This is a genomic window from Croceibacterium atlanticum (genome assembly GCF_001008165.2).
In the GTDB taxonomy this organism is placed as follows: domain Bacteria; phylum Pseudomonadota; class Alphaproteobacteria; order Sphingomonadales; family Sphingomonadaceae; genus Croceibacterium_C; species Croceibacterium_C atlanticum.
In genome coordinates, this window is the sequence record NZ_CP011452.2 from 1415748 (window position 1) to 1431311 (window position 15564).

Consider the following 15564-nt stretch of genomic DNA (forward strand, 5'->3'; position numbering starts at 1 on the left):
GGAAAGGGACGGTCAAGCTTGCCCCTTCCTTCCTTGCCGTCTAATCGCGCCCGATGTTTACCCGCGGCCAACTCTCCCAGTGCTAGTGACGCCGCCCGAGATACCGAACAGAAGTCCTAGAACATGAGTGCCCACGGTCCCTATGCCCTTTCCGGGCCCCAACCCAAGATAGAGCACGGCAAGCTGCCACTGCGCGGCGATCTCGCGCATATCGCTCTCGCCGGGCGTTATTTCGTGCCGCATTACGCCGTGCCGCAGCCGCGCATCGTGATGCCCGGCGGCGCGCCGCTGATGGATGCGCCGCAGGAAGACGCCGCCGAACTGTGCACGCTGATGGAAGGCGACAGTTTCGAAGTGCTGGACGTAACCGGCAACTGGGCCTGGGGCTGCCTCTCGCTCGAAGGGCCGGTGGGCTATGTCCATGTCGACCGGCTGGAGGCATTGAACGGCTGATGGCGCAGACGGTTTTCATCGACGGTGCAGCCGGCACTACCGGCCTCGAAATCGCGGATCGGCTGGCTGGCCGGCCGGAATTCGAGCTGGTCGTGCTGGAAGGCGAATTGCGCAAGGATGCGGGCGCGCGGCGCGATGCGCTGAACAGCGCGGATTTTGCCATTCTGTGCCTGCCCGACGATGCAGCGCGCGAAGCGGTGGAACTGCTCGATGAAAACAGCACCACCCGCGTGATCGACGCATCCACCGCGCATCGCGTGGCCAGCGGCTGGATCTATGGCTTTCCCGAAATCGTGGGCCGCCAGGTCGTGGCCGAAGCGCGCTTCGTCAGCAATCCGGGCTGTTATTCCACCGGCTTCATCGGGCTGCTGACGCCGCTGATCCGCGCCGGCCTGCTGCCGGAGGACTGGCCCTATACGGTTCACGCCGTGTCCGGCTATTCCGGCGGCGGCAAGGCGCTGATCGAACGGTTTGAAACCGATACCGACATCGCATGGCGCGGCTATGCACTGTCGCTGGGGCACAAGCATGTGCCGGAAATGCAGCAGCGGGTCGGGCTTACCCATCCGCCGGTCTTCTGCCCGGCCGTGATCCCGGCCATGCGCGGCATGGCAGTGGAAATCCCGCTTCCGCTGGAAGCCATGCGGGCAGCCTCGGAACCGGCGGCCATGCTGGAAGAGCTGGGCCGCTTCTATCAGGATAGCCCGGTCGTCTCGGTGGAAAATTGCGAAGAGGGTGAATTGCTCCTGCGCCGCTCCCGCGGGGCGTCGGACAGGATGGAACTGTTCCTCTTTTCTGATTCCAGGGGCGAACAGGCGCGGCTGGTGGCGATGCTGGACAATCTGGGCAAGGGAGCCAGCGGCGCGGCGGTTCAATCGCTGAACCTGATGGCGGGCCTGCCCGAAACGGCCGGGCTGCGACTTTAGCTGCCCATTTTTCAGGCAGGGCCTGCCTGTTTTTTATCCATTATCAGGCGGTAACGCTGCGCAGGAATCTTGTTCCCGCGCACGGAATCCGCTCGTTCCGTTGCGAATCCACCCTTTCGCCCGGCGCTGCGATTGTCTAGGTCTTGGGTTCGAACCTTGGCACGAATCTTGAAAAGGAATTGGGCCGGGGATGGGTTTGGATCATCCGGCGCATGGTGCGCCGGCAACGCCGCAGGGGTCACGTGAAAAAGATCGAAGCGATCATCAAGCCGTTCAAGCTGGACGAAGTGAAAGAAGCGCTGCACGAAGTGGGCGTTTCCGGCATCACCGTGATCGAAGCCAAGGGTTTCGGGCGGCAGAAAGGCCATACGGAACTCTATCGCGGCGCCGAATATGTCGTGGATTTCCTGCCGAAGGTTAAGCTGGAAGTCGTCGTGCCCGCGGCGCAGGCGGAACAGGTCGTGGAAGCGATCGCCGCCGCGGCGCAGACCGGGCGGATCGGCGACGGCAAGATCTTCGTCTCTCCGATCGAGACTGCTCTCCGCATTCGTACCGGCGAAAAGGACGAAGCCGCAATCTGACGCATTCCCGGCGCACCGCCATTGCGGCGGGGGCGCAAGCCAATTCAATTTTTCTCTCCAAAGGAAGGTATAAAATGCCCACTGCTAAGGAAATCGTGAAGCGCATCAAGGACGAGGAGATCGAATGGGTCGACGTTCGTTTCACCGATCCGCGCGGCAAGTGGCAGCATCTTTCGATGTGCGCAGGCGCGATCGATGAAGATGTGCTGGAAGAAGGCCTGATGTTCGACGGTTCGTCGATCGAAGGCTGGAAGGCGATCAACGAATCCGACATGATCCTGAAGCCGGATCTGGACGCAGTCTATATCGATCCGTTCAGCGCGACGCCGATGATGATCATCGTCTGCAACATCGTAGAACCGAGCGACGGCTCGCTCTATGGCCGCGATCCGCGCTCCACCGCCAAGCGTGCGGAAGACTATCTGAAGTCCACCGGCATCGGCGATACCGTGTTCGTGGGCCCGGAACCGGAATTCTTCATGTTCGACGATGTGAAGTTCGAAACCGGCTATGACCGTTCGGGCTATATCATCGACGATATCGAACTGCCGACCAACACCGGCAAGGACTACGAAGGCGGCAATCTCGGCCACCGTCCGCGCGCCAAGGGCGGCTATTTCCCGGTGCCGCCGGTTGACAGCTGCATGGATATCCGTGCCGAAATGGTTTCGACCATGCTCGAAATGGGCCTGCCCATGGACAAGCAGCACCACGAAGTGGCCGCCGCGCAGCACGAACTGGGCATCACCTTCGGCACGCTGGTGGAAACGGCTGACCGCGTGCAGGTTTACAAATATGTCGTGCAGCAGGTTGCCGCCGCTTATGGCAAGACGGCCACCTTCATGCCGAAACCGATCGCAGCCGATAACGGTTCGGGCATGCACACCCACATGTCGATCTGGAAGGATGGCAAGCCGCTCTTCGCTGGTGACGGATATGCCGGCCTTTCGGAAACCTGCCTTTATTACATCGGCGGTGTGATCAAGCACGCTAAGGCCTGCAACGCCTTCACCAACCCGACCACCAACAGCTACAAGCGTCTGGTGCCGGGCTTCGAAGCGCCGGTTCTGCTTGCCTATTCGGCACGCAACCGTTCGGCTTCCTGCCGTATTCCTTATGGCGCGGGCGAAAAGGCGAAGCGCGTGGAATTCCGTTTCCCGGATCCGCTGGCCAACCCGTATCTTTCCAGCGCCGCACTGCTGATGGCCGGTATCGACGGCATCCAGAACAAGATCCATCCGGGCGACGCGATGGACAAGAACCTGTACGATCTTCCGCCGGAAGAACTGGCCGAAGTGCCGACCGTCTGCGGCTCGCTGCGTGAAGCGCTGGAATCGCTCGCCGCTGACCACGACTTCCTGCTCAGGGGCGACGTGTTCACCAAGGACCAGATCGACGCCTACATGGAACTCAAGTGGGAAGAGGTCTATCGCTGGGAAATGGCGCCGAGCCCGGTCGAATTCGACATGTATTACAGCGCCTGATCGCTATCGCGATTTGCGCAAGGGAAAGGGGCGTCCGGGAAACCGGGCGCCCTTTCTCCTTTGGCGCTCCTCGGTTTCTGCCATTATGTTCGGGCCGGGCAGGTTCTTCCCGCCCGGAACAGCGTTCCAGCCCGGCAGGGGTTTCGCGCAAAACATTTTCCTACTCGCATCGGCCATGCCTAATCGCTCCGCCTCGATTCCAGGCAAAGAGGCAGGCCATGCAGCGCAAACCCATTTTCGACACTTTCCGCCAGCTTCTGGGGCGCGGTTTCCATCCCGCAGAGGTGGCGGCGATCGACGCTTCCATCGACACGGCCATGGCGCCCGACGATCCCGATCCCCTGCCGCACTCTGCGGGGCCAGCCGGCATTGCGCTGATCAACCAGTTTGAAAGCTGTGCCCGCTTGCGGCCGGATGGCACGGTGGAAGCCTATCCCGATCCCGGCACGGGCGGCGCGCCATGGACCATCGGCTGGGGCGCGACGGGCCCGGATATCGGCCCCGGCACGATTTGGACCCGCGCCCAATGTGACAAGCGACTGGAGGACGATCTACGCCGCTTTGCAGCCGATATTCGCCGGGCGGTGGGAGATGCACCCACCACGCAGGCGCAATTCGATGCCCTGCTTTCCTTCCATTACAACACGGGCGCAATTGGCCGGGCGACGCTCACCCGGCGCCATATTGCCGGCGATCATGAGGGGGCGGCACGCGAATTTGCCCGCTGGACGCTGGCCGGGGGGCGGGTCTTGCGCGGCCTCGTCCGGCGGCGCGAGGCCGAGGCGGCGCTCTACCGCTCGGGTTGAGGGGCAGGCAGAGCCGACCCGGCCCGCGCTCTGCCCCCTAGTAATCCCGGCTATATTCGATGGAGGTGCTGCCCCGGCCCAGGCTGTTGATCGATGCCAGCAGAGAGATCCAGCTGGTCAGCCGGAATTCAACCTCGGTCGCGTTATAGCTGCGCCCGTCGGTAATGATCTCGACATAGAAGCGGCGGCCGAAATTCTTGCCCAGCGCCACTGCCGTTCCGCGATCCAGGGCGGGATCCGACGGCACGATGCGCAGCCGGTCCAGCCCGATGGCGCTGCGCAACTGGTTGATCGGATCCATTCCACCCCCGCCACGCAACGAGGCGACGGCAGCGCCGAGCTGGACGGCTTCGGTTGCGGAAAGATCGGTGATCGAACCGCCGAACAGCAATTGCGCGAGCAGTTCCTCCTCCGGCAGGGAGGGGGTTGAATTGAAGGAGATTTCCGGCCGCGTCGCATAACCCTGCACCGAAACGCTGACGCTAAGGTTGTTCACATCGGTTTCTGCAACAAGGTCGATACGCGGATCGATCGGCACGGATTCATCAAAGTCGATCCGGCCGCGGGTGATGTCGAAACGGACGCCGGCAAAGGAATAGAAGCCCTGCCGCGGCACGATCCGCGCCTCACCCCCGATCCGGGGATCGTCCGTCGTGCCGCGCAGGCGGATATCGGCGCTCCAGAAACTGTCGAGGCCCATACCGTCCACCTTGATGCCGCCCGGCGCATTCGCATCGATCAGGAAGCGCCAGGGTGCGCCAACGGCACGCGGCGGGGCGATATCGGTCGGCAGGTTGATTTCCCGCGTCTGGATATTGGGCAGGTCGGCCGCAGCCTCCTCGCCCCCCAGCCTCCACCGGGCCTCGTTCACGCGCAGGCGCCCGGCAATCGTGCCGCCCATCCCGTTGGAAACGATCCGCAACGGCCCGGTGACAGTGGCGCCCATGCCGGGCAAATCCACCAGTTCCGCATCGCGCGCAGCAATCCGCAGGTCGATCTGCGGCCCCTGCCCCGGCCCCATATTGGCCAGATCGACAAAGCCGCTGCCGCTGACACGGCCGCCATTGGGGGCTTCACCGGCGAAGCTCGTCAGTTGAAGCCGCGATCCGGAGAAACGGCCGCGCGCACGGACATTGCGCACATCCGTCCCGGTCAACGCGCTTTGTATACGCAAGGCATCCCCCGCGAGCGAACCGCGAACCTGGGGATCGGCGATCGATCCGCGCAGATCGGCGGCAAGCTGCAATGTTCCGGTCATGTCCAGCAATTCCAGCCGTGACAGGCGCCAGAGTGCATCGGCAGGCCCTTCAAACCGCAACTGGCCAAGAAGATTGCCGGCGGAGAGGCGATCGAACAGCGCGCCATTGGCCGGCATCCCGGATATTCGCGCCTGCAACCGGCCCCTGGTGTCGCCATTTTCCGACAGGACGGACCGCGCCTGCAATTCCGTGGGCGTCAGCTTGCCGACCATGGCCAGATTGATCGGTCGGGAAGAAAGGACCAGACCCGACCGGGTCAGCCCGTCGATCATCAGACGCGCTTCGCCGACCGGCAGATCACCGGACTGGCCGATATCGATCACACCGGACACCGTGCCGCCCAGCCCCAGTTCCGCGCCTGCGGCGTCGATCAGAGAGAGGGGCATGGCGGACAGGCTGAGCTTGCCCTGCATCGGTTCGGTCCCGCCAAAGCGACCCTGCGCCAGCGCGAAACCATTGCCATAGCCAAGCTGCGTCGGCTGCAATTGCCAGCCATCATCGGCGGTCCGGGTCAGAACCGCGCGCAGCGGCATGGTGATATCGCGGCCGGAATAATTGCCATCGGCGGCCAGGGTGATACGATCGGGTGCGATCGTGCCGGTCAGCTTCATCGCGAACTGGCTGCCGCGCCGGCCATTGATCGCCGCATCGAAGCTGCCTTCGCCATCGCTCATCTGCCCGCGCGCGGCCAGCCGCCCGAGGAATATCTGGCCATAGCCGACCCCGGCCGCATTGATATCGGCGGTCAGATCCATGGCGCCATCACCGAAGGCACCGCTCGCCTCTATCCGGCCGCGGCGGATGGTGAGCGGCGTGGTGCCGGTAAAATTCGCATCCCGCATACGCAGATCGAGATCCAAGCCCTGCCCGCCATCGCGCGGGGCCAGGCCAATCGTCCCATCGAGCCCGCCGCCGGTAAGTTGCAGCGTCCCGTCAGCGCCGCCTTCCGCAAGGATGATGTCGCCGGTGAGATTGGACCGGGACACGCGGAATTCCTCCACGGCGATCCGGCTCGGCCCCTCATCCGGCGTCAGGAATTGCAGCTTGCCAGCAAACGGGCCGAGCGTGGATTGCCCTTCCGTATCGATTGCGTAACCCTGCTCCGCCGGTGCCACTGCAATGCGCACATCCCGCAAGCCTGCCGCCGGCAAGGGCGATGCCATCACCAGTTCCGCATGGGGCCCGTCCTCTTCCAGCGAGGCTTCCAGCGTGAACGGACCATATTCGGTATGCTCCCCTTCGCCAGTCAGCGTGGTGCGATCATCCGCCATCACGCCATCCAGTTCGAGATGCAGCTTGCTGCCGTCGATAGTGGTGTTTTCAAACGCGACCGGCAGCTGGGAACCCAGCGAAACCTTGCCGGAGAAGCGGATATCCTCACCCGCAATCGTCGTCAGCGTGCCGTTATCCACGCGCGGCATGCGGCCATCGACATCCGCCTGCAGGCGCCACGGGCCGTTACCCAGGCGGAAGCGTATATCGGCATCGGCATCGAGCGAACCGATACCGTCCAGCACGAAATTGCGGGCGCGCACCGGGCCATTCACCGCATAGACGCCGCGTCCCAGGTCTGCCTGCAGGCCAAGCCGGGCCTGCAATCCCCGAAATGCCAGCGAGAGGTCGGGCGAAGAAAGCTGATCGCCCGTCAGCCGCAAAGTGCCGCGCGCGCGGCCATCGACAAGGCGCGGATCAATCGTCTCATTACCCATGACGATCCGCCCCACGGCGAGATCCAGCGGCAGGACAAATGTTTCCCCATCGCGCCGCAGCGTGCCCTGCTGGGTCAGCTGGCGGAATATCGTGCCCCCGGCATCCAGCATGCCCACGCTCAATTTATGGGGAACGGTGAGTTCCTGGAACGGGCCGTCAAGCGTGGCTTCGATCCGCGCATCTTCCAGCACCAGATCATCGCCGAACAGCGCCGGGTCCAGCAGGGCCAGCCTGATGCCGAATTCGTCGAACGCGTTGTTGCCCAGATCGACCGATCCCCGCGCATCCGCCCGCACGCCATCGCCGCGCAGCGCGAATGCACCGTCAAGGATACTGTTCTCCAGCGTGCCGCCCGCCGCCAGGGAAACAGCTTCGCCCAAGGCGCGCCGGGTCATCCCTTCGACATAGCTGCCGGGCCAGACCTGGCCGGCCAGCTTGTAATATCCGGCGCGATTCCAGAGCTTGAAAGCGGCGAGATTATCGCCGTTCTGACGGGCGACAAACGCCCCGTCCCAGCGTTGCCAGCTGCCATCACCCTTCAGCCGCAAACGCGTATCTTCGGCTATTCCCGTCAGGGAAGAGAGCAAGCCGCCTGCGGGTGCCCGGTAATCGAGATCGAGATCGAACCTGTCCCCGTCCGGCTCTGCATGGGCCAGCAGTTCCAGCCGGTCCCCGCCGCCAAGATCGCCATCGGCATCCAGATAGACCAGCCCATCGCGAATATCGGCCTTGGCGCGGAAATCGATCGTCCGCGCCTCTCCGACCAGCCCTTCATCTATCCGCAGGTTATCGATCAGCAGGCGGTCCACCCGAATATCGAAATTCGGCAGTGTCGGTGCATCCGGATCGCCCGGGATCAGCTCAGGGGAGGAATGCAGCGTTCCATCCCGGATCACCACATGGCGGACATCCAGCCCGGAAAAGAGAAATTTATAGGGACGCCAATTGAGATCGATCTCCGGCACTTCGAGGAACAGCTTCCCCTCGGCATCGCGAAATTCGACATCATAGAAGGACGCGCTCCACAGCACCGATCCTTCGATATGGCCGACCTCCACCGAAAGGCCGGAAGCGGGCGAATAGCTGGAAATCTGGTCGACGATGAACTGCCTGCCCCAGCCGGTATGCAGCCAGCCTATCACCAGGGCGAGCAGCAGGACGATGCCGAATAATCCGGTCCCTATCCAGCGCAGGACGCGGACCGGCAGGGAACGCCGCTTCTCCTCTTCCCGCTCTTCCTCCGGCGCGGTCTCATCCATGGGCAGATCCGTCTCGCTCATCAGAATGCCTGCCCCAGGGCGACATAGACAGCGACGGGTGAATCATTCGGTCCGGGGTTGATCGGCGTTGCCACGTCGATGCGCATCGGACCGAAGCTGGTATAGTAACGAAGGCCGATACCGGCACCGAACTTGATCTCGTCAAAACTCGGTGTCGCCCCGCGGCCGACCGTGCCCGCATCGATAAAGGGCACGATACCCACCGCGCCATCCATCAGCCCTGTACGAATCCGCGCTTCGAGCGAAAATTCCATGACCGAGCGGCCGCCAGTGGGATCGCCTTCGCTATTGCTCGGCCCGATGGCCTGATAGCCATAGCCGCGCACTGATCCGCCGCCACCGGCATAAAGCCTGCGCGAAGGCGCGATTTCGGAACGGGGGGCGCCAACAATACTGCCAAAACGCGCGCGCCCCGCCAGAACGACATTGTCGCTCATCTGCCGGTAGTAACTCGCATCCACCTGATTGCGGACATAAAAGCTCTGCACACCGCCGGTGGACGAGATTTCGGGCGAGACGCGGCCCGCCAGGCGATAGCCCCTGGTCGGGTTCAGCAGATCATCGCTCGTATCGATTTCCGCATAGCCGGGCAGAGCAGCGATATAGAACGTCTCCCGCGGGCCGAGATTGCCATTCGCATCACGCTCCCGCTCTCCGGTGGCGATAAGTTCGAGACCGATCGACCAGCTCAGCGGCTTCTGGAACAACAGGGTGCTGACGCGTTCATACGAACCCACCAGCGAAAGAGTCTGCGCGTCATAGGCATCGTAATCGATCGTGCTGGCAAAGGCATCCACGGTCAGGATGCGGTCACGCCCGTGAAAATTGTTCTTGCGGAAGGTCGCACCCAGCAATTGTTCGCGCGTACCGGCAATGCCGCGGAACCGCAGCGATCCTTCGGGCGGGAACATGTTGCGATGCTCCCAGCTGGCAGCCGCCTTGAACCCTTCGCCCGAACCATAGCCCAGCGAGCCGGCGATGGTGCGCAACCTGGCCTTGGTCATGCTGACCCGCATATCGACCGTGCCCGGCTCGCCTTCGGCCGGTGCCTCTTCCTCGACCGGTTCGATTGCCACGCTGGCCACAAGGCCGGTGGCAAGGATTGCACGGCGGAAATCGAATTCCAGGCTGCGCTTGTAGGTGTCGCCAGGTTCGAACCGGGCAATGTCCTGCAAATGCCTGGCGGACATGAAATCCGGCATGTCCGTGGTGATTGTGCCGAAGCGGTATTTTCCGCCCGGCGTCACTTCCATCGTCAGATCGCCTTCTTCGCGATCATGGTCGATCAGCAATTCCGGTTCGGCGATTTCCGCAAATGGATAGCCGTTTTCGCCCAGCGCCGTATCGAGATCATAGCGTTCCTCGACGATCTTGTCCGCCAGCAACGGGTCGCCCGTCTCGATCTCGAAGCTGGAACGCAGCATGTCGTAATCGGCCCGTGCATCGGCCAGATTGCCCAGATTGATCGCTCCGATACTATATTGCGTGCCGGGCAGGATGCGGAAACGCACGGAAGGGTCCGTATCGGCATTCTCTTCACCCGGAGCGATCGCGCCGACAGAGCGGATGACCTGACCGTTATAATAGCCATAGATGCGCAGCAGACGGTCCAGCAGCGCCTCATCCTCTTCCGCCTGCGCGGCAAGGCGCGCGGAATTGCCATCAGCGTCAAGCTGTTCGACCGTGGACAGCGACTGGAAACGTTCAAGGAAATCGTCGCGTTGGGGGAACAGGCTTTCATCGCTGGGAAAAGCGATGCTCAGTTCGTCAGACAATTTTTCCACACTGCCGGTTTCGACATTGCGGCGCACGCTTTCGAATTCCGCAAAGCGGATATCGCCTTCAGGCTCCAGCGGTTCGATCTCGGGAAGCCCGGTCTCGTCCGGCCAGGCGATTTCCATCTCGGGCAATTCGTCCAGCGGGGAATCCGGCTCCAGTTCCGGCGGCGCATCCTCGGACCGGGCGGCCTCTTCCGGCACGCCTTGCGATGCCCATTCTTCCGGGTCGGACACCGCGGAATCGGGGATCAGATCCTCCAGCCGGCTGGAAACGGACTGGTCCTGCGCCGCAAGCGGTGTGGCGATCAGGGATACGGAGGTCGCCAGCGCCGTGGCAAGGCGCCGCAGCGGGCGGTCAGGCCAGCTTGTATTGCTTGTGCCCTCCGGGCGTTCCATCCTTGCTTCCGCCATCGGGACAATCGGCTTCCGCGCGCCGTTTGCGGGCGACATCGGAAATGAGGCTCGCCTGCTCCTCTTCGGAGAAGCGGCGCCATCCGGTAGGGCCGAGACGTTCAAGCGGGCGATAGCGCACCTTGTACTGCATGCGCTGCGAGCCTTCGACCCAATAGCCCAGATAGACATAGGGAAGCCCGGCTTCTGCAGCACGCCGGATATGGTCCAGTATGATGTAATTCCCAAGCCCGCTGCGCGCCTTATGTTCCGGGTCATAGAAGCTGTAGATCATTGAAAGCCCGTCCCCCTGGCGATCGGTGAGGCAAGCACCAACCAGTCGTCCCGGCTCCCCGTTCTCCGTAGGCTCCCGATATTCAATAACAAAGCTCGAAACGGCGGTGTGTTCCACCATGTCGGCGTAATCAATCTCGTCCATGGCCGCCATGCCGCCGCCAGGGTGCCGCGCTTCCAGGTAACGCTGCAGCAGAGCATATTGTTCAGCCGTCGCCCAGGGGCGGCATTCAGTCACGATGAGATCGGAATTGCGCCGCAATTCGCGCCGCTGCGTGCTGGAAGGCCGGAATTCACTGGCCACCACGCGCACGGAAACGCAGGCCCGGCAATCGATGCAACTCGGGCGATAGGCGACTGTCTGGCTGCGGCGAAAACCGATCCGGCCGAGCGCATCGTTCAACTGTTCGGCATGCGGCCCCTTCAATTCGGTGAAGACCTTGCGCTCGGTCTTGCCCGCCAGATACGGGCACGGCGCCGGGCTGGTCACGAAGAAGCGGGGAAAGCGAACCGGGGCCGTCACGGGCTAGGCGAGCCTCTCTTGCCAGTGTTGAACGATCAAGCGACGCACCGGAAATACGTCCGGCACGTGCAATCGCGAAACACTATTAACCATAATTTAGATGGATTGCAGAAAGATTTTCCACAATCACCGGTGGTGATCGGCCCAATCGCCCCGTATCGGGTCAGTTCAGTTCCACATAGCTAACGGAATAGCCCCGTCCGCGCAGTGCAAGGATCAGTTCTTCCAACTGCTTGCGGTCGCGCGCTTCGCATTCGATATCCGTCACCAGGCCCTTCGCAGGCAAATTGGTGAAAATCCGCTGATGATAGATTTCGAGGATATTGACGTTGTGTTCGTCGAATTCCTTCATCACCTTGTACAGCGATCCCGGCCGATCCTGCAGGGTGAGCCGCAAGCGGGCAAGCCGGCCGGAACGGGCCAGATCGCGCAGCAGAACATTCGCCAGCAGGCGGGTATCGATATTGCCGCCGCACAGCACCAGGCCGACCTTCCGGCCGACAAACCTTTCGCGATAGGATAGCAGCGCCGCCAACCCGGCCGCGCCCGCCCCTTCAACCACCGTCTTTTCGATCTGCAGCAGCAGCGCAACCGCTTCTTCCAGCGATTCCTCGTCCACCAGCAGGATATCGTCCACCACACGGCGGATGATCTGCCGGGTATAGCTGCCCGGCTCCTTCACGGCGATGCCTTCCGCCAGCGTATCGCCGCCGCAGGGCAGATCCTCGCCCTTGATATGGCCATACATGGACGGGAACAGCCGTGCCTGCACCCCGATCACCTCGACCGGCGGATTCTGCGCCTTGGCCACTGTGCCGATGCCTGAAATCAGCCCGCCGCCACCGATCGGCACGATCACGGTCTGGATCTCCGGCGCGTCCTCGAACATTTCCAGGCCGACCGTGCCCTGCCCCGCCGCGACCCGTGGATCGTCAAACGGGTGGACGAAGGTCAGCCCCAGTTGTTTCTCCAACTTGCGCGCATGGGCATAGGCTTCATCGAAGGTTTCGCCTTCCAGCACCACCTTGCCGCCCACGCTCTGCGTCTGCATCACTTTCACCGTCGGCGTCGTTCGCGGCATGACGATCGTCACCGGAACGCCCAGCCGCGAACCGTGATAGGAAAGCCCCTGCGAATGATTGCCGGCTGACGCGGCGATGACGCCCCGCTTGCGCTGTTCCTCGTCCATCAGCAGCAGGGCATTGAGCGCCCCGCGCTCCTTATAGGCAGCGGTGAATTGCTGGTTCTCGAACTTCAGCCACACTTCAGCGCCCGTAATTCGCGACAGCGTCTTGCTGTGCATGGTGGGCGTGTGCACGACCGCGCCCGCAATCCGCTCTGCGGCGGCGCGGATATCTGCAATGTCGAGTTTTGCGGCAGCTGTGTCTTCGGAACTTGTCATAGGCGCCGGGGCCTAACCGAAAAGATCGCGCAATGGAAACGCGTAAAAGCGCCTGGCGATTGCGCTTCGCGCCACAAAGCGGCAGTTGGGCTGCATGACAGACGCAAAATCCATCGCCTTTCTGGGCATGGGCGTGATGGGCGCGCCCATGGCCGGCCACCTCGCCTGCGCCGGGCACAGGGTCACCATCTACAACCGCACGCTGTCCAGGGCGCATGACTGGATGGCGCGGCATGGGGAAGAAGGCCTGGCCGTTTCCATGGCCGAAACTCCCGCCGAAGCGGCCAGTGGCAAGGAGGTGGTGATCACCTGCGTCGGCAATGACCACGATCTGGCGGAAGTGGTTCTGGGCGATGCGGGCGTGCTGTCGGTGATGACGGCAGGATCGCTTTTCATCGATCACACCACCGTTTCCCCCGCCATTGCCCGGAGCATCGCGCAAGATGCCGCAAAGCACGGGATACTGGCGCTGGATGCGCCGATCTCCGGCGGGCAGGCAGGCGCGGAAAACGGGAAATTGTCCGTCATGTGCGGCGGCAGTGAAGAAGCCATGGCCGCCGCCCGCCCCGTGATCGAAGCCTATGGCAGCCGCATCACCCATATCGGCGCAGCGGGCTGTGGGCAGGCCGCCAAGGCGGTAAACCAGATCTGCATCGCCGGGACATTGGCGGGATTGTCCGAAGGTGTCCGCTTCGCACAGGCCACCGGGCTGGACATGGACAAGGTTCTGCAGGCCATTTCAGGCGGCGCGGCGCAAAGCTGGCAGATGGAAAATCGCTGGGCCACGATGGCCGCGGGCGAATTCGATTTCGGCTTCGCGATTGACTGGATGCGCAAGGATCTGGGCATTGCGCTGGGCGAAGCGAAGGAAAACGGCGTCCCGTTGCCGGTAACCGCACTGGTGGACCAGTTCTATGCCATGGTGCAGGCAATGGGCGGCAACCGGCAGGATACCAGCGCGCTGATCCGCCATCTTCCGGAAGGATCGGGCAAATGATCGCCCGGTTCGCAGCCGCAGCGGCGGCACTGGCCCTGCTCCATTCCGGCCCGGCGCTGGCCGATACGCTGATCGACAATATCGAAGGAATATCGGTCAGCCGGGAAGGCAAGGTGACCCGTTTCGCCGGAATGGTGATCGGCGATGACGGGCGGATCGTGGAGATCCTGAAGCGCCGCGAAAAGCCGAGCGAGCCGGTGGATTTCCATGAAGACGGCAAGGGCCGCGTGGTGATCCCCGGCATGATAGATTCTCATCTTCATGTCATGGGCCTGGGGCTGGCGCAGCTCTCTCTCGACCTGACGGGCACAAGCTCTCTTGAAGAGGCGCTGTCCAGGATCGAAGCCTATGCCAAGGCACATCCGGACCGGCCCTGGATCGTGGGTTGGGGCTGGAACCAGGAAGCCTGGGGCCTCGGCCGTTTCCCCACTGCGGCTGATATCGACGCGGTCGTGCCCGATCGCCCCGTATGGCTGACCCGTGTGGATGGCCATGCCGGCTGGGCCAACAGCGCCGCGTTAAAGGCAGGCAATGTCGATGCGGACACGCCTGACCCGGAAGGCGGGCGGATTGAACGGATCGCGGGCAGCGCAGCACCGGCGGGCGTGCTGATCGACGCGGCCAGCGCCATGGTCGATGACAAGGTGCCCTCCCCCCGCCCCGAAGACCGGGACCTGGCCCTGCATGAAGCGCAGGAACTGCTGATCCGCAACGGCGTGACGGCCGTTGCCGACATGGGCACCAGCGTGGAAGACTGGATGACATTCCGCCGCGCCGGCGATCTGGGCCGCCTGCGCATTCGCATCATGGCCTATGCCGGCAGCGTGCCGGACATGCTGCTGATCGGCGGCACCGGGCCCACGCCATGGCTGTATGATGACAGGCTGCGGCTGAACGGGTTGAAGCTTTATCTTGACGGGGCGCTGGGTTCGCGCGGGGCCCTGCTCAAGGCTCCCTATGCGGACGAGGCGGGCAATACCGGCCTTGCCCTGCTCAACGGCACGCAATTGCGCAATCTCATGAGCAGGGCGGCAATGGACGATTTCCAGGTCGCGACCCACGCCATTGGCGATGCGGCCAATGCCGAAGTGCTTGGCGCGATAGAGGAATTGTCACAGGATTTCGGAGGGGACCGGCGCTGGCGCGTGGAACATGCCCAGATCGTGGATCCTGCCGACCTGCCCCGCTTCGGCGAACATGGCATCATCGCATCCATGCAGCCGGTCCACCAGACATCCGACCGGCTGATGGCCGAAGCGCGGCTGGGTCAGGGCCGGCTGGAAGGCGCCTATGCGTGGAACTCCATGCTGGAAGCAGGCGCGCCGCTGGCCTTCGGATCGGATGCGCCGGTGGAAGCGCCCCGGCCCTTTATCGGCATGGCAGCGGCGATCAGCCGCGAAGATGCCAGCGGCCAGCCCTTTGGCGGCTGGATGCCCGGTGAACGGGTGACACGGGAACAGGCGCTGGCCGCCTATACCGCGGCCGGTGCCTTTGCCGGCTTTGCCGAAGGGCGGTTCGGCCAGTTGAAACCCGGAGAGCGGGCGGACTTCCTGATGATCGACCGGGATCCGCTGCTGTCCGGCCCGGGCGAGTTGCGGGACACCGTAATTCTACAGACATGGATCGGGGGCCAGAAGGTTTACGAGCGCGGGAAATAATATTCAGAACCCGTCAATTCGGG

General features: G+C 63.1%; 11 protein-coding genes. 7 read left to right on the forward strand and 4 right to left on the reverse strand.

Features of this window, described 5'->3' with window-relative positions:
* Positions 1–123: 123 nt before the first annotated feature.
* The 5 genes from WYH_RS06740 to WYH_RS06760 all read left to right on the forward strand — a co-directional run bounded on the left by WYH_RS06740 (position 124) and on the right by WYH_RS06760 (position 4250).
* Positions 124–453 (forward strand): hypothetical protein, encoded by a 330-nt coding sequence (locus WYH_RS06740; protein ID WP_046903235.1) that lies wholly within the window; start codon positions 124–126, stop codon positions 451–453.
* Positions 453–1379: an N-acetyl-gamma-glutamyl-phosphate reductase gene (gene argC / locus WYH_RS06745; RefSeq protein WP_046903236.1), complete on the forward strand. Its 927-nt coding sequence runs from the start codon at positions 453–455 to the stop codon at positions 1377–1379. Before WYH_RS06740 ends, argC begins: the two co-directional genes overlap by 1 nt.
* Positions 1380–1621: 242 nt before the next feature.
* Positions 1622–1960, forward strand: coding sequence for a P-II family nitrogen regulator (locus WYH_RS06750; protein WP_046904891.1), 339 nt, complete (start codon positions 1622–1624; stop codon positions 1958–1960).
* A 74-nt stretch (positions 1961–2034) separates the two neighbouring features.
* Entirely contained in the window at positions 2035–3444 is a 1410-nt protein-coding gene (gene glnA / locus WYH_RS06755; RefSeq protein WP_046903237.1) for a type I glutamate--ammonia ligase, read from the forward strand.
* A gap of 218 nt (positions 3445–3662) precedes the next feature.
* The gene (locus WYH_RS06760; RefSeq protein WP_046903238.1) at positions 3663–4250 is read left to right on the forward strand and encodes a lysozyme; all 588 of its coding nucleotides are present in this window, start codon (positions 3663–3665) and stop codon (positions 4248–4250) included.
* 37 nt (positions 4251–4287) lie between these two features.
* Here WYH_RS06760 and WYH_RS06765 read toward each other — a convergent pair whose 3' ends face one another.
* The 4 genes from WYH_RS06765 to WYH_RS06780 all read right to left on the reverse strand — a co-directional run bounded on the left by WYH_RS06765 (position 4288) and on the right by WYH_RS06780 (position 12886).
* A complete protein-coding gene (locus tag WYH_RS06765; RefSeq protein WP_235979021.1) occupies positions 4288–8499 on the reverse strand; it encodes a translocation/assembly module TamB domain-containing protein in 4212 nt (1403 codons plus the stop codon).
* Complete coding sequence (locus WYH_RS06770) at positions 8499–10688, reverse strand: autotransporter assembly complex protein TamA (RefSeq protein ID WP_244877975.1); 2190 nt, start codon at positions 10686–10688, stop codon at positions 8499–8501. Before WYH_RS06770 ends, WYH_RS06765 begins: the two co-directional genes overlap by 1 nt.
* On the reverse strand, positions 10633–11484 hold the full coding sequence (locus tag WYH_RS06775; RefSeq protein ID WP_046903239.1) for an arginyltransferase: 852 nt from the start codon (positions 11482–11484) through the stop codon (positions 10633–10635). The genes WYH_RS06770 and WYH_RS06775 overlap by 56 nt, the downstream gene beginning before the upstream one ends.
* 163 nt (positions 11485–11647) lie before the next feature.
* Positions 11648–12886 (reverse strand): threonine ammonia-lyase, encoded by a 1239-nt coding sequence (locus tag WYH_RS06780; RefSeq protein ID WP_046903240.1) that lies wholly within the window; start codon positions 12884–12886, stop codon positions 11648–11650.
* 58 nt (positions 12887–12944) lie between these two features.
* Here WYH_RS06780 and WYH_RS06785 point away from each other — a divergent pair, with 58 nt between their 5' ends.
* On the forward strand, positions 12945–13883 hold the full coding sequence (locus WYH_RS06785) for an NAD(P)-dependent oxidoreductase (RefSeq protein WP_280513196.1): 939 nt from the start codon (positions 12945–12947) through the stop codon (positions 13881–13883).
* Positions 13880–15541, forward strand: coding sequence for an amidohydrolase (locus WYH_RS06790; RefSeq protein WP_046903242.1), 1662 nt, complete (start codon positions 13880–13882; stop codon positions 15539–15541). The genes WYH_RS06785 and WYH_RS06790 overlap by 4 nt, the downstream gene beginning before the upstream one ends.
* The last annotated feature ends 23 nt before the right edge of the window (positions 15542–15564 follow it).

Coding starts and splice junctions, on each gene's coding strand:
- WYH_RS06780 (WP_046903240.1), bottom strand. CDS start 12,886: ATGACAAGTTCCGAAGACACAGCTGCCGCAAAACTCGACATTGCAGAT.
- WYH_RS06790 (WP_046903242.1), top strand. CDS start 13,880: ATGATCGCCCGGTTCGCAGCCGCAGCGGCGGCACTGGCCCTGCTCCAT.
- WYH_RS06740 (WP_046903235.1), top strand. CDS start 124: ATGAGTGCCCACGGTCCCTATGCCCTTTCCGGGCCCCAACCCAAGATA.
- WYH_RS06765 (WP_235979021.1), bottom strand. CDS start 8,499: ATGAGCGAGACGGATCTGCCCATGGATGAGACCGCGCCGGAGGAAGAG.
- argC (WP_046903236.1), top strand. CDS start 453: ATGGCGCAGACGGTTTTCATCGACGGTGCAGCCGGCACTACCGGCCTC.
- WYH_RS06770 (WP_244877975.1), bottom strand. CDS start 10,688: ATGGCGGAAGCAAGGATGGAACGCCCGGAGGGCACAAGCAATACAAGC.
- WYH_RS06760 (WP_046903238.1), top strand. CDS start 3,663: ATGCAGCGCAAACCCATTTTCGACACTTTCCGCCAGCTTCTGGGGCGC.
- glnA (WP_046903237.1), top strand. CDS start 2,035: ATGCCCACTGCTAAGGAAATCGTGAAGCGCATCAAGGACGAGGAGATC.